Here is a 23,301-nt window from a genome sequence, read left to right as displayed (position 1 = left end):
CTCACGCCATCCACCAGCACCTGACATCGCGAGCACCCACGCTCATGGCCGTGGCAGGCGAATCCGCAAAAACCTCCAGCGTTCCCTCAATCTACCAAAGTAGTGCTAGGCCGCTGCCCCAAAGCCGACATTTACACTCGCTTCTCTAGCCAAGATTTCAGGAGCGACTTATGGCAAGCGCCGCACGCATCCCCGCCGAGAGGCTGCTTGATTTCGTCAGCGCAGTCTACGAGGCCGCCGGCATGCCGGAACCCGATGCGCGGCTCGCCGCCGACACACTCGTCCAAGCGGACCTCTGGGGACACCAGTCGCACGGGGTCATGCGCCTCTCCTGGTATACGGCCCGGCTGAAGGCGGGGGTCTGCGCCTCGGTGGCCCAGCCCGAGACGGTGGTCGATGCCGGGGGCCTCGCGGTAATCGACGGTCACGACGGCATGGGCCAAGTGCTCGCCGCGCACGCGATGCAGGAGGCGATCCGGCGGGCGAAGGCGCACGGCGTTAGCGCGGTTGCCCTACGCAACTCGGGGCACTTCGGCACGGCGCTGTACTTCACTCTGATGGCCGCGCGGGAAGGCTGCGTTGCGTTCCTATCGACCAACGCCAGCCCGGCGATGTCACCGTGGGGGGGGCGCAAGAAGACGGTGGGCACAAACCCTTGGTCCTGGGGCTGCCCGGCTGGCTCGCACGCGCCGATGGTGCTCGACATCGCCAACACCGGGGTGGCCCGAGGCAAGGTCTACCTCGCCAAGCAAAAGGGACAGCCGATCCCGGAAGGGTGGGCCCTCGACGCGGCCGGTGCGCCGACCACCGACCCAGCGGCGGCCATAGACGGGATCATTCTGCCGATGGCCCAGCACAAGGGTTACGCCATCGCGTTGATGATGGACATGCTCTCGGGCGTGCTCACCGGCAGCGCCTTTGGGGCGCGCGTGACCGGCCCCTACCAGACCGAGCACCGGAGCGGGGCGGGGCAGTTGATGATCGTGCTCGACATCGCTCAGATCCAACCGCTGACGGAGTTCAACAACCGCGTGGATCAGTTGATCGCTGACCTGAAGGCGGTGCCGCTGGCGCAGGGGTTCGATGAGGTCTTCTACCCAGGCGAGATCGAGGCCCGCAACGAGGCGCGGAACTGCGCCGAGGGCTTGGCGCTGCCGGAGGATACCCTCGCCGACCTCCACCGGCTCGCCGAAGAAACCGGGATCACTCCCGGATGGTAAGGAAGGATCGTTAGAAGCGGTCCATCCCACCTTCGGCAAACTTCACCTCAGAGCCGGAAAGCGGATCTTGGCTCCAATCCCGCTACGTGAGGTTCAAACCTCCATCCGAGAGCAAGATCTCCCCGGTAAGATAGTCCGACGCCACTAGCAGTGCGACGGCCTGGGCGATGTCCTCCGGCTCGGCAGCCCGGCGCATGGGCGAACGCTCCCGCCACAGCGTCTGGGCGGCCGTCCAATCCGCCGTCAGGGGGGTGTCCACCAAGCCTGGGGCGACGGCATTCACCCGGATGTCCGGGGCCAACGATACGGCGAGCAGACGGGTCATGTGGTTCAACGCCGCCTTCGATGCGGCATAGGGGATCGATGCGCCCTTGGGTCTGACCCCGGCATGCGAACTGATGTTGACGACGCAGGCCGGCCGACCGCGCCGGGCGGCATCCCGCAATGCGGTTTCGGCTTCTGCCACGAGGTGGAACGGTGCCACCACGTTGACCTCTTGCAGCTCGTGCCAGACCGCCGGCGAGGCGGCCTTGAGGTCGGCGTGAGGGATGACCCGGCTGATGCCGGCGTTGTTGACCAGAACATCGAGACGGCCCCAGCAGGCGATGGCCTGCCGCACCAGCCTGACCCTATCGGCGTCATCGGCCAGATCGGCCTGGACGTAGGCGGCCTTCCCGAGTTCGGCGGCCAGAGCGTGTCCCGTCTCCGCGGAACTGCGCGAGTGCAACACGACAGCGTAGCCATCGCTGGACAGCCGACGAGCTATCGCCGCCCCGATGCCGGAGGTGGACCCGGTCACGAGGGCGACGGGCGGCTCATCATCAGGGGCTTGGCTCAAGGGCTATCCTTCATCCTGCGGCCATGCGGTCTCGGACCCAATGGCGAACGTGCGATCGCCGCAATGGCCCAACGCGCGGCGGCGTCGGATACCAGAGTTAGCGCGCCTAGAGGCAGACATTCAGGGCGGCTGCAACGGGTCGTGAGCCACCGTTGGGTCGCTGCCAGAAAGCCGACGTTCGGCATTGCGCCCATCTCGGTCATTCAAAGTGACGATGCACGTGTCTGAAAGCGGCCATCTGCCCCGTTCCCATTCAAACGGAAGGCGCCGGCATGATGAACTGGACCCTTCGCCGATGGACAACCGGTGCCGGCCGACTGAAGCGCGGTAGCCGCACCCGGCACGGCGGACCTGCGAAAAACATGCAGCCCGTTGGAATAAGCCAAGCGGGCGGGCGTCCCTGTCCGTGCGACGCCACCCTGCGTTCGCAAAGTGGCCCGGGAAACGAGGAGATCAGTGCATGTCGGGAGGCCGGTCGTGAGCGACATGATGCGTCTCGTCGAGCCGCTGATCCCGGCTTTGCGCCGCTATGCCCGGGCGCTCCTGCGCGATCCGGTCGATGCCGACGATCTCGTCCAGGACTGTCTGGAGCGTGCCGTCGGCCGATGGCACCAGCGTCGGCCGGACGGTGACGCACGCACGTGGCTCTACGCCATCCTGCACAATCTCGCGGTCAGCCAGATGCGCCAGCGCGCCCGGCGCGGCGCACACTTGCCCGTCGAGGACGCGTCGGAGGCAAGCCTGTCGATTGCCCCGAATCAGGATGACGGCCTGCGCCACCGCGACCTGATGGCGGCCCTCGCCGCTCTGCCGGAAGAGCAGCGCGGCGTGCTCCTGCTCGTGACTGTCGAGGGCCTCTCCTACGCCGAGACTGCGCAGGTCTTGGCCATCCCGATCGGCACCGTGATGTCGCGCCTGGCACGCGCACGCGACCGGATGATCCAGCTCATGGATGGCGAGGGCGGCTCCGTTCCCGCCAAGCGCCCGCTGCTGAGGAGGGTGAAGTGACCCTGCGCCCGATCAACGAGGACGATCTTCAGGCCCTGGTCGACGAGCGGCTGGACGCCGCGCGCCGGGCTGAGGTCGAGGCCTACCTCGCCGCGCACCCCGATGCCTGTGCACGGGTCGAGCGCCTCCGGGTCCTCGGCTGCGAGCTTCGTGCTGTCTTCGCACCCGTAGCGGCTGAGCCGGTTCCGGCGCAGCTCAACCTCGCGCACCTCGTCGAGGAGCGGCGATCGCCGCGGATACAGGCTTGGCAGGCCGTCGCGGCGGCCGTGCTCCTGACCCTCGGCGGTCTCGGGGGCTGGAGCCTTCACGGTGCGCTCGCTCCGATCCCGACCGGCATCGACGCCCTGACGCAGGAAGCGAGCGCGAACTTCGCGGTCTACGCGCCGGATCGCCTGCGGCCGGTCGAACTCGCGGCCAGCGACAGCGACGCGCTCGCCGGCTGGTTCTCCACCCGGCTCAAGCGGAAGGTCGAGGTGCCGGACCTCACCGCCAGCGGCTATCGTTTGATGGGCGGACGCCTCGTCGCCACACCGCACGGTCCCGCCGGCCTGCTGATGTACGACGACCCGCGCGGGGGCCGAGTGGTCATGTTGATGCGCCCGATGGCCGAGCCGGGTGACGCGCCGATGCGCGAGCACAGGTCGGGTTCGGCCACCGGCTACGCCTGGGCCCAGGACGGGCTCGGCTACAGCCTCGTGGGCACGACTGATCCATCCATCCTGCACCCGCTCGCCAACGAAATCCGTCGCACCACCGCGCCGAACACGTGAGGTTCCGATGACCGTCTTGAGCGACTTGACCGGGGCCCCTCCCGGAATGACGACCCGTACCCTGCTCCTTCGGCTCTCGGCCATCGGAGCGGTGGTGACCGGAAGCGCCGGGACCTTCGCGTATGCGGGCGGCTGGCTGTCGCCCGCTGCACTGACACCGGGCCGGGTGATCGACCGCTTCGAGCAGGTGAACGGCCCCCATCCGGGGTTCCGGCGCAATCACGCGAAGGGCCTGTGCGTGGCGGGCAGCTTCGCCAGCAATGGCGCCGGCGCTCGGCTCTCGCGGGCGAGCGTGTTCCCGGAAGGCCGCGTGACCCCCGTCGAGGGGCGGGTGGCTCTGGCCGGCGGGCAGCCCTACGCGGCCGACGCCGAAGCGACTGTGCGAAGCCTCGCCCTGCGCTTTCGGCTTCCGCATGGCGAGGAATGGCGCACAGGCGTGAACAACATTCCGGTCTTTCCGGTGCGCACGCCCGAGGCCTTCTACGAGCAATTGCTCGCGGCCCAACCGGAGCCAGCCACGGGCAAGCCCGACCCGGACCGCCTGAAGGCCTTCTTCGCCGCCCATCCGGAAAGCGCGAAGGCGGCGGCCGTGATCAAGGCGCGCACGGTGAGTTCGGGCTTTGCCGACAGCACCTTCTCGAGCCTCAACGCCTTCAGGTTCGCGGCCGCCGATGGCCACACGAGCTCGGTACGCTGGGCGTTCGTGCCGGAGGAGGAGGCGGTGCGGGAAACCGCCGCGCAAACCGCGCGCGCCGACAAGAACGATCTCTTCGACGCGTTCAGCGCCCAACTCCAGCGACACCCGCAGCGCTGGCACCTCATCGTCACGGTAGGCCAGGGCGCCGATGCGACCGCGGACGCGACGCTCCCCTGGCCCGCCGACCGCGAAAGCGTGGATGTCGGCACCCTCACCCTGACGGGCACGACGCCCGAGGAAGCAGGCAATTGCCGGGATATCAATTTCGACCCGCTCGTCCTGCCAGACGGCATTGGGCCATCCGACGACCCGCTGCTGAGCGCCCGCTCGGCTGCCTATTCCCGATCCTTCACGCGCCGGGCGGGCGAGAAGAAGACCCCGAGTGCTGTCGCTGCAACGGCGGTCCGAGGAGCTGGCCTATGACCGACTCCACCCGCTTCAACCTGCCGGCTCGCCTGCTTCACTGGAGCATGGCGGTTCTGATCCTGGCGATGCTGCTGATCGGCGTGGCGATGGTGAGCTCGCTCGCCGACTACCACGTGCTGGTCGCGCTGCACCGCCCGCTCGGCTTTCTGATCCTGCTCCTGGCGATACTGCGGCTTGCGAACCGCTGGCGCCATTCGCCCCCACCCCTGCCGTCGGATCTGTCCGTTTGGCAGCGGCGGGCCGCCCATGCCTCGCACATCGGGCTCTATGGACTGATGCTGGCCATGCCCCTCGTCGGATGGGCGATGCTGTCGGCGGCGCCTTACCCGGACCCGCTCGTCGGACCGGTCGTTCTGCCGCCGATCGTTCCACAGAGCCCGATGCTCTATGCTTGGCTGCGTGAACTCCACACCGTGCTGGCCTATGCGCTCTTCGGCATCATCCTCGTCCACCTCGGCGCGGCCCTGCTGCACGCGCTGATCCGGCAGGACGGCGTTTTCGCCAGCATGGCGCCCTGGCGCTCACGCTGGCCGACCAAGACGCTCCCGGCCGTCGACGGAGGCCAGCGTTGACCAGCCCCCGAAAGTGATCGGCTGGCGCCCCCCGAACGAGGAGCGCTCAGCTTGCCGTGTCAGACTTGCGCCTGACCGCCGTCGACGAACAGTTCGACGCCGTTGACGAAGCTCGCCTCGTCGGAGGCCAGAAACAGGACCGCATTGGCGACCTCCGTCGCCTCGCCGACGCGCCCGAGGGGGATGCGCGAACCGAGGAAATCGAGAAGGCCCTGCTGCTTCTCGGCGTCGTCGCCCGCGAGGCCGACGAGCCCCGGCGTGCGGGTCGCGCCGGGGCTGACCACGTTGATGCGGATGCGGCGCTCTTTCAGGTCGAGGATCCAGGTGCGCGCGAAGCTGCGAACGGCGGCCTTGCTGGAGGAATAGACGCTGAAGGCCGGCGTCCCTTCGCTGCCGGCGGTCGAGCCGGTCAGCACCACCGCACCGCCATCCTTCAGGAGCGGAAGGGCCTTCTGGACGGTGAAGAGCGTGCCCTTCACGTTGGTGTCGAAGGTGCTATCGAACTGCTCCTCGGTGATGGCACCGAGCGGCGCGAACGCGCCACCGCCGGCATTGGCGAAGACCACATCGATCTGTGCGTGCCGCTGCTGAACGGCGTCGTAGAGGCGGTCGATGTCGGCGAGGTTCGCCATGTCGCCGCGAACGCCGGTGATCCCGCCGCCGATCTGCTTCACCGCCGCGTCGAGCGCTTCCTGACGGCGGCCGGTGACGAATAACGAGGCGCCCTCCCGCGAGAAAGCCTCGGCGGCGGCGAGGCCGATGCCGCTGGTGCCGCCGGTCACCACCACCACCTTGTCCTGGAATCTGCCGGTCATCGTCGTTCTCCCTGGTTCGGCGGCGCGTGAGCCGCTGTGTAGAAGATGATCCCGGAACGATGGTGCGAACAGGCAGCGAAAATGGCACTTAGCGTTCCAATCGGGGAACGATGATGCGTCCAGACCTCAACGACTACGTGACCTTCGCCGAGGTCGTCGCCCATGGCGGCTTCACCGCCGCAGGCCGAGCGCTTCGCGAGCCGAAATCGAAACTCAGCCGCCGTGTCTCGGCGTTGGAGGCTCGGCTCGGGGTGCGGCTGATCGAGCGTTCCAGCCGCCGCTTCCGCGTTACAGAGGTCGGACAGACCTTCTACGAGCGCTGCCGCGCCATGATGCTGGAGGCGGAACGGGCCGAGGCGCTCATCGCGGAAGCCCAGGCCGAACCGCGCGGGCGCATCCGCATAAGTTGCCCGCGGAACCTGGTGAAGGTCGTATCCGCCATCGCGCGCGGGTTCCTCGGCCGCTTCCCGAAGGTCCATCTCCAACTCGTCGTGACGGATCGGGCCGTCGACCTGATCGAGGAACGGATCGACGTCGCGCTCCGAGTCCGCCACGAATTGACGAGCGATGCATCCCTCACGATGCGGACGCTCGGACGCTCCCGCTGGATCCTCGTCGCCAGCCCACAAGTCGCGAGCGGCCTCGGTGCCGACCTCGCCGATCTCGCCGCCGTCCCGACCATGGGCACGAGCGATGAGGCGGGCGAGACCACCTGGAGGATGGAGCGCGAGGACGGGACGGCGCATGTGCTGCGCCACCAGCCCCGGCTGACATGCGCCGACTACGCGGTTCTCTGCGAGGCGGCCGCGGAGGGACTGGGCGTCGCCTTCCTGCCTGACCACGCCTGTGCGGCGCACATCGATTCTGGAAGGCTCGTCCGTGTCTTCCGGGACTGGCGGAGCAGGGACGGCATCGTCCATCTCGTGTTCACGACACGCCGCGGCCTGCCGCCCGCCGTCCGCGCCCTGATCGACCATCTGGCGAAGGCGTTTCCGGACCTGTGATGGTGCGAAACCTGCGATCGATGCACGGCTCCCGCAGCGGGGCGGAACTCCGACGGCCGATGGGAAGCGCCGACGTCACCGCCCAGAGACGGCATGCCCCCTCGGCCGGCGCTGGCTCTCAGGCGCAGGGCAGCAGGCGAAAGGTCGGAGACCGGTTCGGCCGGGTGGCGAAGGCGCCGACCGGCAGCACCGGCGCGCCCTCGTCGAGGACGAGGTCGTTGTCCCGCAGCAATCGGGCCAGGACCAGCACCGCCTCCGACGTGGCCAGCTGCGCCCCGATGCACACGCGGGGGCCCGCGCCGAACGGCAGGAAAGCGTAGCGATCCGGCTTCTCGGGGCCGAGGAAGCGCCCGGGGTCGAAACGCTCGGGCGAAGCCCACAGGCGCGGGTCGGTGTGCAGCAGGGTGAACGGCATCAGCACGATGGCCCCGCGCTTGGCGGGCACGCCGCACAGCTCGTGGTCCGCCAACACTTGGCGCGCCGTCATGTAGGCCGGCGGGTAGAGCCGAAGCGCCTCGTCCACCACGGCGCGCGTGAGCGGCAGCGCGGCAATGGCCGATCCGGCCCCGCCCGGGGATAGGTCCACCTGCCGCGCTTCCCGCCGGATGGCGTCTTGCCAGTCGGGCGCGTTGGCGAGCAGGTAGCAGGCCCAGAACAGCGTCAGGCCCGTCGTCTCGTGCCCAGCGAAGATCATCGTCGAGACCTCGTCGGCCAGGAGATCTTCCTCCCGGTCCCCGTAGGCCTCGGACAGCAGATCGAAGAGGTCGCGCGGCGCACCCGGGGGATGCGAGGCCCGGCGCCGGGCGATGATCGCCTGGATGAGCGCCCGCCAGCGCCGGCGGAAGCGCGCGCGGCGGACGGTCGTCACCGTCGGCACCCAGCAGGGCAGGATGAAGTCGCTCGCCCGCGGCCGTCCGATGCCGGCGGCATAGGTGAGGAGCAGGCCGCGCAGTTGCGGTCCGAACGTGTCGATCTCTAGGGAGAACATGCTCGTGCCGGCGACCGCGAGGCTGAGGTCCTGCATGACGCCGAGCAGGTCCACGGGCGCCCCGCGGGACGCCTCCAGGGGGCCGAGAGCCGCCTCGGTACACGCGGCCATGTGCGGGGCCAGCAGGGTCACGGTGCGGGGCGTGAAGGCCGGTGCCAGGATCCGGCGCTGCCGGCGCCAGGCCTGTCCCTCGCTGGCGGCCACGCCGCGCCCGATCAGGGCACCGAAGATGCGGTCGCCGGCCGCGATGCGCCGGTAGAGCTCCGGGCGCGTGGCCAGCACGTCGCGCATCGCCTGCGAGCCGGCAGCTATGACGACGTCACGGCCAGGCATGGGCAGCACGACCACCGCCTGCTCGCGGCATCGGGGCGGAAAGGCGGAGTAGGCGTTGCGGCGCAGGCCGGCCAGGACACCGAGCGCGCCCACGTGGTCTCGCGCCAGCGGCGGCATGGGCGGCGTGAAACTGGCTGGCCCGCGCGTATCGGTCGCCTCGGTGATGGTCTCCATCGGATTGTCCTCATCGTGGGCGATGGCGGCCGTGCGTCGCAGTGATACCGATCCGCCGAGGTTTCGCGCAGGGTCCGAAGCGACCACAGCGTGTCGGGGGCGTCTTAATGCCGGGCTAATGCGCCACCACCCGTTCCCCGAGGTCCCTGGGCCGGGGCGGCGCGCTCCGGGCGTCCGACCCCAGGTGGCGCCGCAGCGTGAGCGCGAGCGCGTTCGAACGCCAGGGCCGGTGCACGACGTCGACGATCGGGATCGCCGAGAGAACCTCCGGTCGCACCGTGTCCGTGGCCGAGAGCGAGAGCACGATGGGACGATCCACGATCCGCGCGGCGCGGCGGGCGAAGGCCAGGCCGACGGAACCCGACGGCCGGTTCTCCACAATCAGCAGGTCGAAGCGCCCCGGCTCCGCCCGCAAGGCGGTCAGCGCCGCGTCCGGATCCGTATAGCCGATCGGCTCGTAACCCAGGGCTGCGAGGGTCTCCTCATCGTCCTGAAGCGCGGAGCGGGTGGCACCGACGATCATCACGGTGCCGTCGGCGGGCGTGATTCCGGGCTCGGCTTCCGGGCGTGCGGGCAGCCAAACCTCGAACGTGCTGCCGACGCCCGACGCGCTCAAGACGTCGAAGGCGCCGGCCTGTTCCTGGACGAACTCGAAGGCCGTGGCGAGCCCGAGGCCGGTCCCGGCCGGACGGGTGGTGAAGAACGGCTCGAAGATCCGGGCGCGCGTGGCCTCGTCCATCCCGCGCCCCGTGTCGGACACCCGGATGCGGACGTAAGCGCCGGAGGGCAGCTCGCCGTGGGAGAGAACCCGCCGCCCCGGTAACCGGACGCGTTCGAGCTGCACGCCAACCGCTGCGCCCGGCTCGGAGGCCTGGATGGCGTTGCGGATCAGGTTGTGGATCACCTGCTGCAGCTGCGCAGGCTCGCCGTCGACGATCGCGCCGTCGGCGGTCCCGGTCAGGCGGATCGCGGTCGGGTCGGCGGTCGATGTGCGGATCAGGTCCACCGTCTCGGCCACGATCGCGTCGACGGCGCTCGTGGCCTGCGTCGCGCAGCCGCGCCGCCCGTAATCGAGGATCTGCCCCGCGATCTCGTGGGCCCGGCCGCCCGCCTGGACCAGCAATCCGACATGTTCCGCCGCCCGTCCCGGATCGACCGGCAGAGCATCCGCGGCGATCTCGGCGTGGCCTAGCATGACGTTGAGCACGTTGTTGATGTTGTGGGCCACGCCGCTGGCGAAGATCCCGATCGCTTCGAGTCGCTGCGCGCGCCGGAGGGTCGCCTCGATCTCGCGGCGCTCCTCCCAGACGTGCTGACGCTCCAGTGCCGCGCCGAAGCTCTCGGCGACGACGTGCAGGAGCCCGCGCGAATGCCGCATCCAGGGCGGCAGGACGCTGACGGTGCGCTCGAAGCACAGCACGCCGACGATGCGCCCCCCGCGCCGCAGCCGCGCGCACGTGAACGTCGCGACTCCCCGCTCCGCCAGGGGGCGAACCAGGGCCGGGGGTCCGATGGCGTCCGCCGTCTCGACGAAGATGTAGTCTTCCGCCGCAGCGATGATGTCAGGCACCAGGACGCGTTGCGCGAGCGGCCATCCGCGGGGCTCCAGCAGCCCCGGTCGGTTCCACAGATGCACGGCGTCGGAACCATCGAGCATCTGGATGTAGCAATGGTCGGTGCAGGCCCCCGTGCCCACCATCGCCATGACGTCGACGATGCGCGCTGCGATTTCGTCGGGTTGACTGGCCGAGAAGTGGTTGGCGGCCTGCGCCACGACAGATTGAAACGCGATCGTCCGGCGCAGGACGAGGGTCCCCGCCCGCATCAGCAGCCCGACCCGCACCACCAGCGCCACCAGCGCCAGCGCAGCCGCGTAGAGCGCGAGGCGGAATCCGTCCGCACGGGCCTGCCGCTGGTCCCGAAGGGCGCGGCGCGCCTCCAGCAGGGCTTGGCGTGCCGTCTCGCTCGATGCGTCCGGCAGCGAGCGGGTGACGGTGTCGACCTGCGGCAGCAGCTCCAGGAGCTGGCGACCGTGCAGGACGATGGCGGCGATATCCGCGCCCCGGTTCGACGGTGCGGCCGCCGCCAGGGCATCGAGCCGGGCGCGGATGTCGTCCAAGTGCTTGGGACTCGCGTCCCGGGCGAGTTCCGAGACCCGAATCTGTAGCGCGGCGATCGCGCGGGCGAGGTTGGGATCGATATCAGATTCGGACAGGCGGTCGCTGAGGGAGTCGAAATACGCGATCGAGTTCTGGACGAGGGCATTGCCGGTCTTGAAGCGCTCGACCATCTGCGCCTCCCGGGCGATCGCCTCGGCCAGGGTGCGCATCTCGCCGTCGTCCGGGCCGCTTGCCGCCTGCAACCCGACCAAGGCCGCCTGGATTTCCCGGAGGTGGGCGACGATCGGATCGTAGTTGCGCAGGAGCCCGGTCCGCGCCCGGAGCACGTCGTGTTGCATCCGGGATTCAGCGAGGGCGATGGCGTCGACGGTGCGCTGGGTCTGCGCGTAGGCGGCGTCCATCTCGCCCTTGCCGTTGATCATCAGCCACGTGAGCAGCGCGGCCAGCAGCGCGCCGAGGATGGCGGCCTGTGCGGTCAACCTCATGGCTGCGGCGCGGCAGCGGGCGCCGTCAGGGGCCGGCCCTCGTAGGAGCCGGTCAGGGTCCCGAGGAACGCCACGATCGAGGCGGCCTGCGCGGGCGTCAGCTCCCGTCCGAGCTGCGCCCGGGCCATGAGCCGCACCGCCTCAGGGAGCGTGGCGACACCGCCGTCGTCGAAATAAGGTGCCGTGACCGCGACGTTGCGCAGGCTCGGCACCCGCAGCACCTCGGCGGTCTTGTTGGGGATCGTGACGAAGATCCCGACCTTCTCGAACAGGTTGCCACCGACGTTGATGCCCTGGTGGCAGGCCGCGCAGCCGATGCCCTGGAACAGGGCGTAGCCGGCCCGCTCGGCCTCGGTGAGCGCGTAAGCGTCGCCGCGCAGCCACCGGTCGAAGCGGCTGTCCGGGGTGAGCAGGCTGCGCTCGAAGCTGTTGATCGCGTCGATGACCGCCGCCCGGTCGGCCTCCCGGCCATAGGCCGCCTGGAACGGGCCGGCGAGCGCCGGGTCGCCTCGGACGACCGCGAGGATGCTGGGCCAGGATCCGCCCAGGAACTCCGGCTGCGTCAGGGCGATCTCGGCCTGGTCCGGCAGGCTCGGAATGTCGCCCGCCCAGCCCAGGCGGAAGCTCAGCGCCGCATTGAAGGCCGTGGGCGTGTTGCGCCGCACCGGCGTGCCGTCGGCGGTGAGGTTCCGGGCGACCGCGCTGGCGCCGTTGCTGCGGATGTCGTGGCAGGTGATGCAGGCCCGGTCGCCCCCGCGCGACAGCCTCGTGTCCGAAAACAACATCCGGCCGAGGGCAACCCGGTCCGGATCCGCCCCGAGGTTGCTCGGGACCGGCGTGATGACGTCCTGGGCGTCCACGGCCTCGGCCGGCATGGGGCGGCGGCCCGGCGGCCCTTCCCCGGCGGCCGGCGGCAGGATGGCCAGGGCGCTGCCGATGAGGGCGGCCGCGAGGGCTGCCCCAGGGGGCCGGACCGAGCGCGGCCACGCCACGGTCACAGCTTCTCGACGGGCACGGCGAAGACGTAGCCGATGCCGCGCTTGGTCACGATCAGGCGCGGCGCGCTCGGATCCGCCTCCAGCTTCCGGCGCAGCCGCAGGATCTGGACGTCGATGCTGCGGTCGAACACGTCCTCGTGGACGCGCGTGGCCTGCAGGAGCTGCTCGCGGCTCAGCGGGCGCTGGGGGGCATCGAGGAAGGCGACCAGCAGCGCGTACTCGCCCTTGCTGAGGGCGACGTCCGCGCCGGCGGGGTCGGTCAGGCGCCGGCGGCGCCGGTGGAGCACCCAGCCGTCGAAGCCGCTGCGATGGGAGTCCTGAACCCGCGCCGGAGCGGGCGCGACCTCGGCCCGCCGCAGGATGACCCGGACCCGTGCCAGCAGCTCGCGCAGGCCGTAGGGTTTGACGATGTAATCGTCGGCACCGAGTTCCAGGCCGATCACCCGGTCGATCTCGTCCCGACGATGGCCGGTGGTGATGATCACCGGAAGGTCGCTCTTGGCGCGCAGGTCGCGCAGTAGGTCGAGGCCATTCTCCGATCCCAGGCGCAGGTCCAGCACCACAAGGTCGAACGCGTCCTCCGCGAGCCGTTGCTCCGCCTCCCTGAGGTCGGTCGCCGGGGTGACGTCGACGTCGTGGTCGGCGAAATGGTCCGACACGATGCGTTGCATGCCCGCATCGTCCTCGATCAGCAGGATGCGCGTCGTACCGGCCCGCGCGCCTCGACTCTGGCCCCGGCCCAGACTGGGTTCGAACATCGCCAACTCCATCCCGCAGCAGCCTGCCGCGCCGGCACGATCTCGATGCGCCGGCTCGGGAATCGGGAGGCTCGCCAAGCCAGGGCGATGATCCCCGGCCGGCCTCCGCATCCGTCGCCGGCCCGCCCCGGACGCTTATCAAAGCGTGTCCGGACGTCGGGCCTTGCACGGCTGGATTGGTATCACGCCCCCCAAAAGATTGCGCCCTCCACATTGTGCGGGGCGGCACAGCGTGAGCATTCGCGCAAGACATGGCATCAGCATGCAAGCTCAACAGGAGAGTATTACCGTTGTAACAAAAAGATCCGCGGCTCGACATGGCAGCGTAATTGGAGAGCATCACAGTCATATTGCTCAATGCGAGAGGCAAACATGACTGGTCCCGCGATGATCGAGCGACGAACGCTCCGCCGCAGAAGCTTTCGAATCTGCAGATCTGGGCGCCGCGTGTCTCCCCATGAACCGGCCGGGCCGCCCGCTCGACGGCAACCGCCGACCGATCCGGCATTGTACCCGGCAAGCCGACCAGCCAGCAACGGTCTCGGACGCGGATGGCTTGAGTTTTTGGTGGTCAGCTTCGCCTTCGGCGGCTGCATCCACAATATCCACCCAGATTACATCGATTTTCTACAAGACCTGACAAGAAAAAATCCGCTGTAGATCGAGTGCCGATCGCCATCCATCGGGCCAACGCCCTGTCCGAATTGGCACGTCGCAGGCGTTCCGCGGCCTGGGGCCGCGCATCCGCGACCGCACGCCGGCAAAGCCCCCATCACACCTGAATACTGAGTTCCCGCGCGGTCAGATTGGGAAACCCACCATGTCGCTCGACGTCCTGTGCATCTCGTGGGGAACCACGGGCAATCTCAGCCCTGTGCTTACGGCAGCCCGGCAATTGCACCGGGCCGGGCACCGCCCGCGCATCATGGCCGATCCGGCCATGAGCGCCGAGGTCGAGGCGGCGGGCTTCCCGTTCGTCGGGTGGCGCCGGGCCCCGACCGGACAGGAGGCCGATCCGGTCGATTTCTCGGATCTGGCCGATTGGCTGCGCCAGGCCATGTTCGCCCCGGCAGGCGCCTACGCCGCGGACACGCTCGACGAGATCCATCGTCTCCCGACCGACGCGGTCCTCAGCATCGACCTGCTGGTCGGCTGCGCCCTAGCCGCCGAGGCGGCCGGCATCCCGCACGCCGTCCTGTCGCCGCATATCAGCATTCGCCCGCTGCCCGGCATGCCCCCCGCCGCGAGCGGCCTGACGCCGCCGCGGACGGAAGCGGAGCGGGCCGCGGTCGACGCGGCAACCGACACGATCGTTTCGGCAATGGAGCGCAGCCGGCCGGCGCTCAACGACGCACGCCGCGCCTTCGGGCTGGCGCCGGTCGCCAGCGCCTTCGCGCATTACGATCGGGCCGAGCGGGTCCTGTTGGCGGTCAGCCAAGCCTTCGATTTCGACGGGGCGATGCTCCCCGCCCATTACCGCTACATCGGCCCGCTGCTCGACGAGCCGATCTGGTCGCGGGGCGCCCGGACCCTGTGGTCCGGGGCGGGCCGGCCGCGCATCCTCGTCGCCGGCAGCACCGGTGCCCAGAACCAGACCGACCTCCTCCGGCGGATCGTGGACGCCGTCGGGACGGTCGAGGCCGAGACCATCGTGACCACCGGCCCGAACGTGGAGGCCGAGGACCTGGACGCCCCCGACACCATCCGCGTCGTGGCGACCGCCTCCCACGATGCCCTCATGACCGAGGCCGATCTGGTGATCTGCCAGGGCGGCCACGGGACCGTCAGCCGCGCGCTGCTGCACGGCGTGCCGCTCCTGGTGATCCCGCTCGCCCGCGACCAAGCCGACAACGCCGCCCGGATCGCGCTGCGCGGCGCCGGCCTGCGCCTGCCCGCGACGGCGAGCGCGGGCGAGATCGCGGCGGCGGTCCACCGGCTCCTGGTGGAACCGGGCTTCCGCACGGCCGCCGGGTCCCTCGGCGCCGCCGTTCGAGCCGATCTCGACGCGGGCGGGCTCGTCCGCGAGATCGCCGCGATGGTCGCCGCGCACCGGGATGCCGCATCCCGAGGTGAAGCCCGGCTTTGGGCGTGAGGGGGACCACCATGCCGGCGCGGACCCGCCGCATCCACCCCGATTCGCGGGCTTTCTCGGCGCTGCTCGGGCTGCTCGCGGCGCTCCCGACCTTCGGGATCGACATGATCCTGCCGAGCCTGTCGGAGACGGCGGCGGCGCTGCACGTCCCGACCGCCGCGATGGGCGCGGCCATGGCCGTCTACCTGCTCGGCCTCGGGGCCGCGCTCCTGGTCTACGGGCCGGTCTCGGACCGGCTCGGACGCCGGCCGGTGATCGTCGGCGGCTGCCTCATCCTGATCGGAGGCAGCATCGGCTGCGCCGCTTCACGGACGCTGCCGCAGGTCCTGCTGTTCCGGGCCGTCCAGGGGATCGGCGCAGCCGGTCCCGGCATGGCGGTTTTCGCGATGGTGCGCGACCTGTTCACCGGCGAGGCGGCGCGCGCCCGGATGTCGTTCGTCGTCCTGACCGTCAACGTCGTGCCGATGGTCGCCCCGACGCTCGGGGCCGGCCTGATGGATGTCGGCGGCTGGCGCCTGATCCACGCCGCGCCGGCCGCCGCCGCCCTGGTGACCCTAGCGGCGATCCCGCAGATCGACGAGACCCTGCGCCGTGCTCCCGGTCCGGCGCCGGCCGGGATCCTGGGCGGCTATATCGGGATCCTGGGCGGCTATGTCGGGATCCTGGCGAGCCGGGCGTTCCTCGGCCACGCCCTGTGCAACGCCGCGGCAGCGGGCGCGGTCTTCGCCTACATCACGGGCTCTGCACTGGTGTTCGTCGGCGCCCTCGGGTTCAGCCCGTCGGCCTACGGGCTCGTCTTCGGGGCGAGTTCCCTGTCGGTGATGGCCGGCGCCACCCTGAACGGCCGACTCGCCGCCCGCTGCATCGGCCCCCACCGGGTGATCGGCGCCGGGCTCCCCGGGGCGACCGTCGTGGCGGCGATTCTCCTCGTCGATGCGCTGGCCTGGCCGCCCTCGGGGGTGCCGGTGATCGCCGCGATGGCCGGCATGGGCCTCGCCTTCGGCCTCGTCTCGCCGAACGCTATCCACGGCGCGACGGAGGCGGCTCCCGAGGCCGCCGGCACCGCCGGTGCCGTCACGATCTGCCTGCAGATGGTCGGGGCGGCCGTCGCAAGCGATCTCGTCGCCTGCTTCTTCGACGGGCGCTCCGCCCTGTCGATGGCCGCCGTGATGCTCGGCGGCTGCCTCGCGGCGATCGCGGCCTTCGCTGGCCTCGCGTGCCCGGCCGCCGTTCCGCCCTCGTCCCGCTTCCCCTCCCAGCGACACGGAGAACCTGTATGATCTTCGACCCACCCCCGTGGCAGCCCGTCCACCTGACCCGCGACGGCACCCGGCTCGCCCATATCGAGGCCGGACCCCTCACGCCCCAGGGGCACCCGCTGCTCCTGATCAACGGCTGGACCGGCGATCACGGCGTCTTCACCCCGCAGATCGCGCACTTCGCGCGGACGCGCCGCGTCGTGGCGGTCAACCTGCGTGGCCACGGCGCCAGCGACGCGCCCGAGGGGGACTACACGATGGAGGGCTTCGCCAACGACGTTGCGTGGCAGTGCCGGACCCTGGGCCTGGCGCAACCGATCGTGATCGGTCACAGCCTCGGCGGCGCGGTGGCCCTGGAACTGTGCGGCCGCCATCCCGACCTCGCCGCCGGCCTCGTGATGATCGACACGATCGTCCTGCCGTCGCCCGACGGGGCGGGCAGTGCCGAGATCGAAGGCCTGCTGGCAGGCGTGGGCGGCCCGGACTACCGGAGTGTCGTGCGCGACATGGCCTGGGCGATCGCGTGCGACTACGACCATCCGGCGCGGCGGCAGGCGCTCTTCGACACGTTCATCCTCGGCCCGGCCCAGCGGACGCCGCAGCACGTGGCCTACGCGGCGCTGCGGAGCATGGTGCTGCACCACGATCCCGTCCCGGCCGCGCGCGCCTGCCGGATCCCCATGGCCTACATCTCGGCGGACGTGCCCCTGGTGGAGGCGGCGCGGAATCTCGACCGGCTGCGTGAGCTCTGCCCGCAACTCGTCACCGCCAAGACGCTGCTCGCGGGACATTTCAACACGATCGAGGTGGCCGATCAGGTCAACGCGATGATCGAGCGGTTCCTGGACGTGGGCCTGAAGGCCGTCGGCGGATAGGAGGCGCACGCCCTCCCGCCGCATGATGCGTGTGTCCCGGGCGGCATCCAGAGCGGATGCCGCCCGGCACCGAAAGTCCGTGTCACGAAGCGAGCCGCGTCCCCGGCCGGTCCCCCAGGAGGCGACGCGCCGACGCGATGACCTGGAGGGTCTGGGGGCTCAGCTGCTCCTGGCGCGCCCGCCGCGCGTAGTGCCGCAGGCGCGCGACAAGGTCCGTCGCGCCGGAGATCCCGTGATCAAGACCCTTGATCACGGACTCGGTGATCGTGCGCCTCAGTAACATCTCGAAGATGTCGTGGTCCGCTTGTTCTGCCCGCATGAGGATCTCTCCCGTGAAGCGCAGTCGTTCTCGAAGCGGAAGGTTGCGGTACGATGTCAGGACATTCGATGCACGCGTCCGACGCGCACCGGACGTGTCCTTCCGCATGCAGCGGACGCCCCGGCGGACCGCATGTTATGACGGTAACCATCGGCTCCACGTCCGACATGATGGTGTAGCTTCGGCCTTCGAGGCTCCTCGCGCAAAGCAGCAGCGAGGCTATGTCGATGGATGGAATCGAAGATCGGACGTGGCAGGCTGGCGCGCTCGAGCCTCCCAGACACGTCCCGACGCTGTCGGTGGCCGAACTGGAGGCCGATCCGCACGGGACATTCCGCACGTGGCGGCCGCGGCTGCCCGTGGTCGGCCACGAGGTCGCGGGCTTCGTCGTTCTCCGGGCCGGGGACGTCGATCGACTGATGCGCGATCCGCGCCTGCGGGCGACCGAAACGCTTTACCCCGAGAAGCGCGGAATTCCGGAAGGAAAGCTCTTCGACATCTTCGCGCATGGGATGCTCACCGCCAACGGGGCGGCCCATCGTCGGCGCCGCTCGCCCTTCACCCGGACCTTCGCGGCCCGGATGATGGAAGGCCTGCGCCCCCGGATCCGCGGGGCCGCGGAGAACCTCGTCCGGGACTGGCTACCGGACGGGGAGATTGACCTCGTGGCGCGTTACACCGCGCTGATCCCGGCCCAGACCATCGCCGACATCCTCGGTCTGCCGCATGAGGACATCCCCCGCTTCACGTACCTCGCCTACGAGGTCTCCCGGGTGCTGAGCTTCACTTTCGGACCGGCAGACATCCCGAGCCTCGAAGCGGCGGCGGTCGCGCTACAGGATTACGTGCGCGCGATCCTCGAGGCGCGCCGGTCGGCTCCGCAGGACGATTTCCTGTCGCGCTTCCTCGCGGAGGCCGAGGGGGCGGGCGATCTGACCTCCGAGGAGGTGGTCATCCAACTCGTTCAGATGATCATCGGCGGCACCGACACGACCCGGGTCGCCGGCGCCATGCAGGCGGCACTGCTGCTGCAGCATCCGGAGCAATGGGCGGCGGTGAGCCGCGATCCGGGTCTGACTCCGGCGGCCGTAGCGGAATCCCTTCGCTACGAACCGAGCGTCGGCTCCGCGGGGCGGGTCGCCCGGGAGGCCATCGACCTCGATGGAACCGTCGTGCCGGCCGGAAGCCTGATCATGCTCTCGACGCTGTCGGCGCTGCGGGACGCGGCGGCCTTCCAGGACCCGGACACGTTCAACATTCGCCATACCGACCTTCCGCGCCTGCATCCGATCTTCGGTGGCGGCGCGCACCGGTGCATCGGCGAGGCCCTGGCCCGGATTGAGCTGGAGGAAGGGCTGGCCGTCCTGATGCGCCTCGCTCCAAGCCTGCGCCTGACGGGCGCGATGCCGGTCCTCCACGGCCACAGCGGCATCCGGCGCATCGGTCCGCTGCTGGTCGCCGCCTGATCGGGCACTGGATCAACCCAGGAGCCGCCGCGGAACGGGCCGCTGTTCCACGGCGCTCCCGACGGCACCCGGCCCGCTGGGCCAGGTTCCGCTCGACTATGTACAGATTTCCTCCGAAGGAAGATTGTATTTTCCGGCCGACGCCACGAGTAATCGGACCAATCATCTGCATTTCCGCTGTCATAGCTTTCCGATTTTCGGAAATCATCGCGCAATTCCCGAAACTTAATCCTGAAGCTCCACGCACCGGAGCAGACGATGATGATTTTAGGGCAGACAAAACCTCTCGCAGGCGCGGCGGCGGGAGCCCTTCTCCTGGCCCTCACGGCCCCGACCGCCGTACGGGCACAACCGGTCCCACGCTTCGCACAGCCCGACGTGCCGAGCCCCACCGCACGGCCGCTCCCGCCCCCGTACCGGACGATCCGGGACCTCCGCTCGCCCACGGTCGAGCGCGAGCACCTCCGGGCGCAACGCATCATCAACCGCATCTGCTCGGGCTGCTGATGTCGGCGATCATCCTCCCCGACGTCGGCGCCGCGGTGGCGGACCCGGCGTCCTGGCTCGGCCGGCAACGCCGTGCGGCCGAGCTGGCCCAGGCTGTCCGCCGCCGCGCAGCCGCGGCCTGTGGCAACGCGCTCCTCGCCGCGGCGCCGGCGCCGCTGCTGATGGGATTCGCGTCCGCGACCGGGTCGGAGCCCATCACCCTCGGCCTTGCCGGGCTCACCCTAACGTCGCTCGCGCTGCAGGTGCGGCGCCTGCACTCCGCCGCGCGAATCATGACCCGACACCGGGACAACCTCGCGCGTCTGGCGGCGCCGGCGGTCGCCCGGTTGGTCGCCGAAACCGATGCCGTCACCCTGCGCGCCGGCTGGGAGCAGGAGGCGACGGTGCTGTTCGCCGACATCCGCGACTTCACCGGACTCTGTGAAACCCTATCGCCGGGCGATGTCGCAGCGTTCCTCGCCGAGTTCCGCCGCCGCGCCGCGGGGGCGATCGAGGCGGCGGGCGGCCTCGTCGACAAATTCGTCGGCGACGAGGTCATGGCCGTCTTCGGCGTGCCGCGCGCGGCACCCGACGATACGGATCGCGCCGTCGTGGCGGCCCGCTCCCTGGCTGCCGCCATGCTGGCCTGGAGCCGTGAGCGGGCGCGGGCGGGTCTGTCGCCTGTCCGCATCGGGGTCGGCCTTCACCGCGGTGGGCAATACCGTCAACGTGGCGCGCCGCCTGGAGCAGATGACCCGCACGACGGCCTGCGACTGCGTCGCCTCGGAAGCCGTGGTGCGGTCTGCGACGTCCGGCGCGGCGCGGATCGTCGCCGTTCAGCCCGTGCGCGGCGCACGTGTCGTCCTGCGCCTGTTCGCCATCGCTCTGGCCCCGTAGCGGCCGGGCGCAATCTCAAAGGGACCGGGATTCATCCGCATGGTTGCCGAACAGGTTCGTCGAGGCCGGGTCTGGAAGCGCCGTCTGGCCGCCTTCTTCGGATCGGCTGTTCTTCTGGCCGGATTGGCCGGCGCGGCCAGCGTCGGTCCGCGTCTCCTCAGGCCGAACGCATACGCGTCCGTCACGTCGATCGAGACGCGGCCGGACTTTCATGATCCTGCGCTGCTGGCGCGGGCCTGGGCTCTGCCGGTGGCGGCGGCGTACCGGAGACGGCCTTACGAGTACCAGAACAATCCGAGCTTCTGCGGTCCGGCCACGGTGGCGAACCTGCTGCGCTCCCTCGGCGTCGACTTCTCGCAAGCCGACGTGCTCCGGGGGACGGCGTTCCAGCCCTGGTTCGGCGTGCTCGTGAACGGGCTGACCCTGGACGAGCTGGCCGACCTGATCCGGAGGCGGCTCGACAACCCGGTCGATGTCGTGCGCGATCTCACGTTACCGGCGTTCCGCGATCTGATGAACAGCGGCAACGATCCCAACAAGCGGCTGATCGTCAACTTCCATCGCGGTCCCTTATTCGGCCGCGGCGCCGGACATTTCTCGCCGATCCTCGGATATCTGCCGGACGCGGACCTGGTCTTCGTCGGGGATGTCAACGGCGACTACCGACCCTTCCTGGTCGGTACCGAGCGCCTGTGGCGCGCCGTCGCGACGCGCGATAGCACCTCGGGCAAGACGCGCGGGTCGCTGATCGTCGATACGACCCGGCATTGAGGCAGAGACGCACCGGTCGAGGGCCGGCTTCAAAACCGTCGCTGTGAGCGTGCGGGAAGATGGTCGACGGGGACTGCCGACGGATGCCGCGGGGCCGCCTTCTAGCGCTTCCGCTCGGCATTCGGGGAAACGGGGCGGCCCGTCGCCGCCCATGCAACCGTAGCACCATCGGTTCGTGGGGAAGGCCGCGCGCCGGGATGCCGGGTCCCGAACGGGCCGCAGTCCAGCTCTGCCGGGCTCAGGGCCCTTCGAGGGTCGCTTCGGCGTCGCCGGCGTGCTTCCGTCAGGCGGTGAGACGATGTCTCGTGGTGCCGGGACTCTCGGAGCGGATCAGGTCGCCTTGGATTCGGCGACGAGGCGGTCCAGCGTTTCCAGGATCGCCGCCGGCGTATCGATCGCCGCCATATCCGCCGCGATCGCCCGCGCGCGCTCGGCGAAGGACGGCTCGGTCAGGACCCGATCGACCGCCGCGCGCAGGTCTCGAGCCTCTGGCCGCTGCGACGGGATCTCGATGCCGACGCCCGACCACGCCACCCGGGCGCCGACCTCGGCCTTGTCCTCGGTGCGCCCCGCCGCCACGATCGGGACGCCGGCTTGAAGAGCCAGCTGCACAGTCCCGTAACCGCCATTGGTGACCAGCACGTCGACCTTCGGCAGGAGCACCGCGAAATCGAGGAACTCGGCGAGACGAGCATTCTTCGGGATCGGTCCGCGGATGTTCCCGACTGATCGGAACCCGGTGGTGACAAGCACCAGTAGGTCGTCGCGCGTGCCGAGTGCGGATAGGGTCGGCTCGATCAGCTCGCCGAGATCGGTATTGGCGACGGTCCCCTGGGTCACGAGCACGATCTGCTTGGACCCATCGAGTTCGCCCCACCAATCCGGCAAGGCGGCGTCCCGCTGCGGCGGAGGGGGCAGTGCGCCGACGAAACGGACGTGGTCGGGCAGGCCCCCGAAATCGTACTCGAACGCCGGTACGGTCGTCTGAAGGACGGCGTCGGCCATGAGATGGCGCGAATGCAGCACCGAGCACGGCAACGGCGGCAGGCCCATCTCGGCGAGTTTGGCATCCGCGTAAGCGCGGACCGGCGCACCGAACACACGTTCGGCTTCGATTGCGATGGCCGCGTATGCCGCGCGCGCGGCCTCGTCGCGTGCCGGCGGCAACCCGATCATGGTCGGAGCCCCGTCCGGCCTGTCGGCCACCATGATCGTGATGCTGCAGGCGACGATCGGTGGCCGGGGCGTCCCCTCGTCCAGGAACAGGGCCGTCGCGCCGAAGAACAGATCGTCGACGACGATGATGTTGGGACGTTCGGACGCTATGATCCTGCGCAGCGTCTCGGCCTGCGGCGGCATCGGGTCGAGGAAGATACGCTCGAAATTGTAGCGGAGCTGCTCCGGGCCCGGGGGGAGACTTGCGCGTTCGGGCAACACGTCTTCGATCCGCGTGAGGTCGATGTCAGCGCCGGCGGCGAGCGGCAGGAAGCGGGCACCGGACTTTTCGACGGACGGGCGGAGGTACCCGGCCGTGGCCACCAGCGCCTCGTCGCCGCGCGCCAAGGCCATGCGGGCGATGGCCAGCAGCGGATTGAGGTGGCCGGCGGCCGGCGTAGCGGCAAAGAGGATTTTCATGGAGGACCCGTGACGGCGACAAAGCAGGTTCTGGTCGGTCGCACGCGCTGCACTGTTCCGTGCTCGGTGGTGAACGACGGTCCCTGCTCCTGACCGGGTGTCTGCGCCTTGCGTATGACCGCAGCGTTTCGCCGATCGGCGATAAGGTTACAGGCGTAATTAGTGGCCGACCGGGCCTGCGCCGCTGCCTTGCGTAGGCTCTGGTGTTCCTTCAGGGAACCACGCGCCTCCAAATCTCGCGAGACGCCTTGACCTGATCGCATGATGTTGACGGTGGGCCGTCCGCTTTTCTGCG

20 protein-coding genes are annotated in these 23,301 nt (G+C 69.9%); 12 read left to right on the top strand and 8 right to left on the bottom strand.

Annotated features, from left to right (window positions below):
* Nucleotides 1-170: 170 nt before the first annotated feature.
* The gene (locus FV233_RS14140) at nucleotides 171-1,220 is read left to right on the top strand and encodes an Ldh family oxidoreductase (RefSeq protein WP_147897834.1); all 1,050 of its coding nucleotides are present in this window, start codon (nucleotides 171-173) and stop codon (nucleotides 1,218-1,220) included.
* Nucleotides 1,221-1,302: 82 nt separating this feature from the next.
* On the opposite strand, the gene FV233_RS14135 is transcribed toward FV233_RS14140, so the two are convergent.
* Nucleotides 1,303-2,058 (bottom strand): SDR family oxidoreductase, encoded by a 756-nt coding sequence (locus FV233_RS14135; protein WP_147897833.1) that lies wholly within the window; start codon nucleotides 2,056-2,058, stop codon nucleotides 1,303-1,305.
* Nucleotides 2,059-2,535: 477 nt separating this feature from the next.
* Between FV233_RS14135 and FV233_RS14130 the strand changes: the two genes are divergently transcribed.
* Genes FV233_RS14130 through FV233_RS14115 form a run of 4 tightly spaced genes read left to right on the top strand, consistent with a single transcriptional unit; the run spans nucleotide 2,536 to nucleotide 5,531 of the window.
* Entirely contained in the window at nucleotides 2,536-3,066 is a 531-nt protein-coding gene (locus tag FV233_RS14130; RefSeq protein WP_147897832.1) for a sigma-70 family RNA polymerase sigma factor, read from the top strand.
* Between the two features lie 2 nt (nucleotides 3,067-3,068).
* Nucleotides 3,069-3,836, top strand: coding sequence for an anti-sigma factor (locus FV233_RS14125; protein ID WP_147897839.1), 768 nt, complete (start codon nucleotides 3,069-3,071; stop codon nucleotides 3,834-3,836).
* A gap of 7 nt (nucleotides 3,837-3,843) precedes the next feature.
* Nucleotides 3,844-4,956, top strand: coding sequence for a catalase family peroxidase (locus FV233_RS14120; RefSeq protein ID WP_147897831.1), 1,113 nt, complete (start codon nucleotides 3,844-3,846; stop codon nucleotides 4,954-4,956).
* A complete protein-coding gene (locus FV233_RS14115; protein WP_147897830.1) occupies nucleotides 4,953-5,531 on the top strand; it encodes a cytochrome b in 579 nt (192 codons plus the stop codon). The genes FV233_RS14120 and FV233_RS14115 overlap by 4 nt, the downstream gene beginning before the upstream one ends.
* Before the next feature lie 59 nt (nucleotides 5,532-5,590).
* Here FV233_RS14115 and FV233_RS14110 read toward each other — a convergent pair whose 3' ends face one another.
* Nucleotides 5,591-6,346: an SDR family oxidoreductase gene (locus FV233_RS14110; protein ID WP_147897829.1), complete on the bottom strand. Its 756-nt coding sequence runs from the start codon at nucleotides 6,344-6,346 to the stop codon at nucleotides 5,591-5,593.
* A 110-nt stretch (nucleotides 6,347-6,456) separates the two neighbouring features.
* Here FV233_RS14110 and FV233_RS14105 point away from each other — a divergent pair, with 110 nt between their 5' ends.
* Nucleotides 6,457-7,350 carry a LysR substrate-binding domain-containing protein gene (locus tag FV233_RS14105; RefSeq protein ID WP_147897828.1) on the top strand — a complete coding sequence of 298 codons (894 nt, stop codon included), beginning with the start codon at nucleotides 6,457-6,459 and terminating at the stop codon, nucleotides 7,348-7,350.
* Nucleotides 7,351-7,468: 118 nt separating this feature from the next.
* On the opposite strand, the gene FV233_RS14100 is transcribed toward FV233_RS14105, so the two are convergent.
* The 4 genes from FV233_RS14100 to FV233_RS14085 all read right to left on the bottom strand — a co-directional run bounded on the left by FV233_RS14100 (nucleotide 7,469) and on the right by FV233_RS14085 (nucleotide 13,206).
* Nucleotides 7,469-8,845 carry a cytochrome P450 gene (locus FV233_RS14100; protein ID WP_147897827.1) on the bottom strand — a complete coding sequence of 459 codons (1,377 nt, stop codon included), beginning with the start codon at nucleotides 8,843-8,845 and terminating at the stop codon, nucleotides 7,469-7,471.
* Between the two features lie 115 nt (nucleotides 8,846-8,960).
* Nucleotides 8,961-11,450 (bottom strand): two-component system VirA-like sensor kinase, encoded by a 2,490-nt coding sequence (locus FV233_RS14095; protein ID WP_147897826.1) that lies wholly within the window; start codon nucleotides 11,448-11,450, stop codon nucleotides 8,961-8,963.
* The gene (locus FV233_RS14090; protein WP_147897825.1) at nucleotides 11,447-12,442 is read right to left on the bottom strand and encodes a cytochrome c peroxidase; all 996 of its coding nucleotides are present in this window, start codon (nucleotides 12,440-12,442) and stop codon (nucleotides 11,447-11,449) included. The genes FV233_RS14095 and FV233_RS14090 overlap by 4 nt, the downstream gene beginning before the upstream one ends.
* A 2-nt stretch (nucleotides 12,443-12,444) precedes the next feature.
* Nucleotides 12,445-13,206, bottom strand: coding sequence for a response regulator (locus tag FV233_RS14085; protein WP_147897824.1), 762 nt, complete (start codon nucleotides 13,204-13,206; stop codon nucleotides 12,445-12,447).
* Nucleotides 13,207-14,026: 820 nt separating this feature from the next.
* Between FV233_RS14085 and FV233_RS14080 the strand changes: the two genes are divergently transcribed.
* From FV233_RS14080 to FV233_RS14070, 3 genes are read left to right on the top strand one after another with little or no spacing between them, the layout of a single operon-like run.
* Entirely contained in the window at nucleotides 14,027-15,298 is a 1,272-nt protein-coding gene (locus FV233_RS14080) for a nucleotide disphospho-sugar-binding domain-containing protein (RefSeq protein WP_147897823.1), read from the top strand.
* An 11-nt stretch (nucleotides 15,299-15,309) separates the two neighbouring features.
* Nucleotides 15,310-16,578 carry a Bcr/CflA family efflux MFS transporter gene (locus FV233_RS14075; protein ID WP_147897822.1) on the top strand — a complete coding sequence of 423 codons (1,269 nt, stop codon included), beginning with the start codon at nucleotides 15,310-15,312 and terminating at the stop codon, nucleotides 16,576-16,578.
* A complete protein-coding gene (locus tag FV233_RS14070; protein WP_147897821.1) occupies nucleotides 16,575-17,432 on the top strand; it encodes an alpha/beta hydrolase in 858 nt (285 codons plus the stop codon). The genes FV233_RS14075 and FV233_RS14070 overlap by 4 nt, the downstream gene beginning before the upstream one ends.
* A gap of 82 nt (nucleotides 17,433-17,514) precedes the next feature.
* Here the strand turns inward: FV233_RS14070 and FV233_RS14065 are convergent, their stop codons facing one another.
* Nucleotides 17,515-17,751, bottom strand: a complete 237-nt coding sequence (locus tag FV233_RS14065) for a hypothetical protein (RefSeq protein ID WP_147897820.1) — start codon at nucleotides 17,749-17,751, stop codon at nucleotides 17,515-17,517.
* A gap of 227 nt (nucleotides 17,752-17,978) precedes the next feature.
* On the opposite strand from FV233_RS14065, the gene FV233_RS14060 reads away from it, so the two are divergent.
* The 3 genes from FV233_RS14060 to FV233_RS14045 all read left to right on the top strand — a co-directional run bounded on the left by FV233_RS14060 (nucleotide 17,979) and on the right by FV233_RS14045 (nucleotide 21,371).
* On the top strand, nucleotides 17,979-19,217 hold the full coding sequence (locus FV233_RS14060; protein ID WP_147897819.1) for a cytochrome P450: 1,239 nt from the start codon (nucleotides 17,979-17,981) through the stop codon (nucleotides 19,215-19,217).
* 506 nt (nucleotides 19,218-19,723) lie between these two features.
* Nucleotides 19,724-20,815 carry an adenylate/guanylate cyclase domain-containing protein gene (locus FV233_RS14050; RefSeq protein ID WP_238262861.1) on the top strand — a complete coding sequence of 364 codons (1,092 nt, stop codon included), beginning with the start codon at nucleotides 19,724-19,726 and terminating at the stop codon, nucleotides 20,813-20,815.
* 34 nt (nucleotides 20,816-20,849) lie between these two features.
* Nucleotides 20,850-21,371, top strand: coding sequence for a phytochelatin synthase family protein (locus tag FV233_RS14045; RefSeq protein ID WP_246689985.1), 522 nt, complete (start codon nucleotides 20,850-20,852; stop codon nucleotides 21,369-21,371).
* Nucleotides 21,372-21,701: 330 nt separating this feature from the next.
* Here the strand turns inward: FV233_RS14045 and FV233_RS14040 are convergent, their stop codons facing one another.
* Nucleotides 21,702-23,006, bottom strand: coding sequence for a nucleotide disphospho-sugar-binding domain-containing protein (locus FV233_RS14040; RefSeq protein ID WP_147897817.1), 1,305 nt, complete (start codon nucleotides 23,004-23,006; stop codon nucleotides 21,702-21,704).
* Nucleotides 23,007-23,301 lie beyond the last annotated feature (295 nt).

This window comes from Methylobacterium sp. WL7 (genome assembly GCF_008040085.1).
Lineage (GTDB): Bacteria > Pseudomonadota > Alphaproteobacteria > Rhizobiales > Beijerinckiaceae > Methylobacterium > Methylobacterium mesophilicum.
This window is presented reverse-complemented; position numbering and strand designations above follow the sequence as displayed.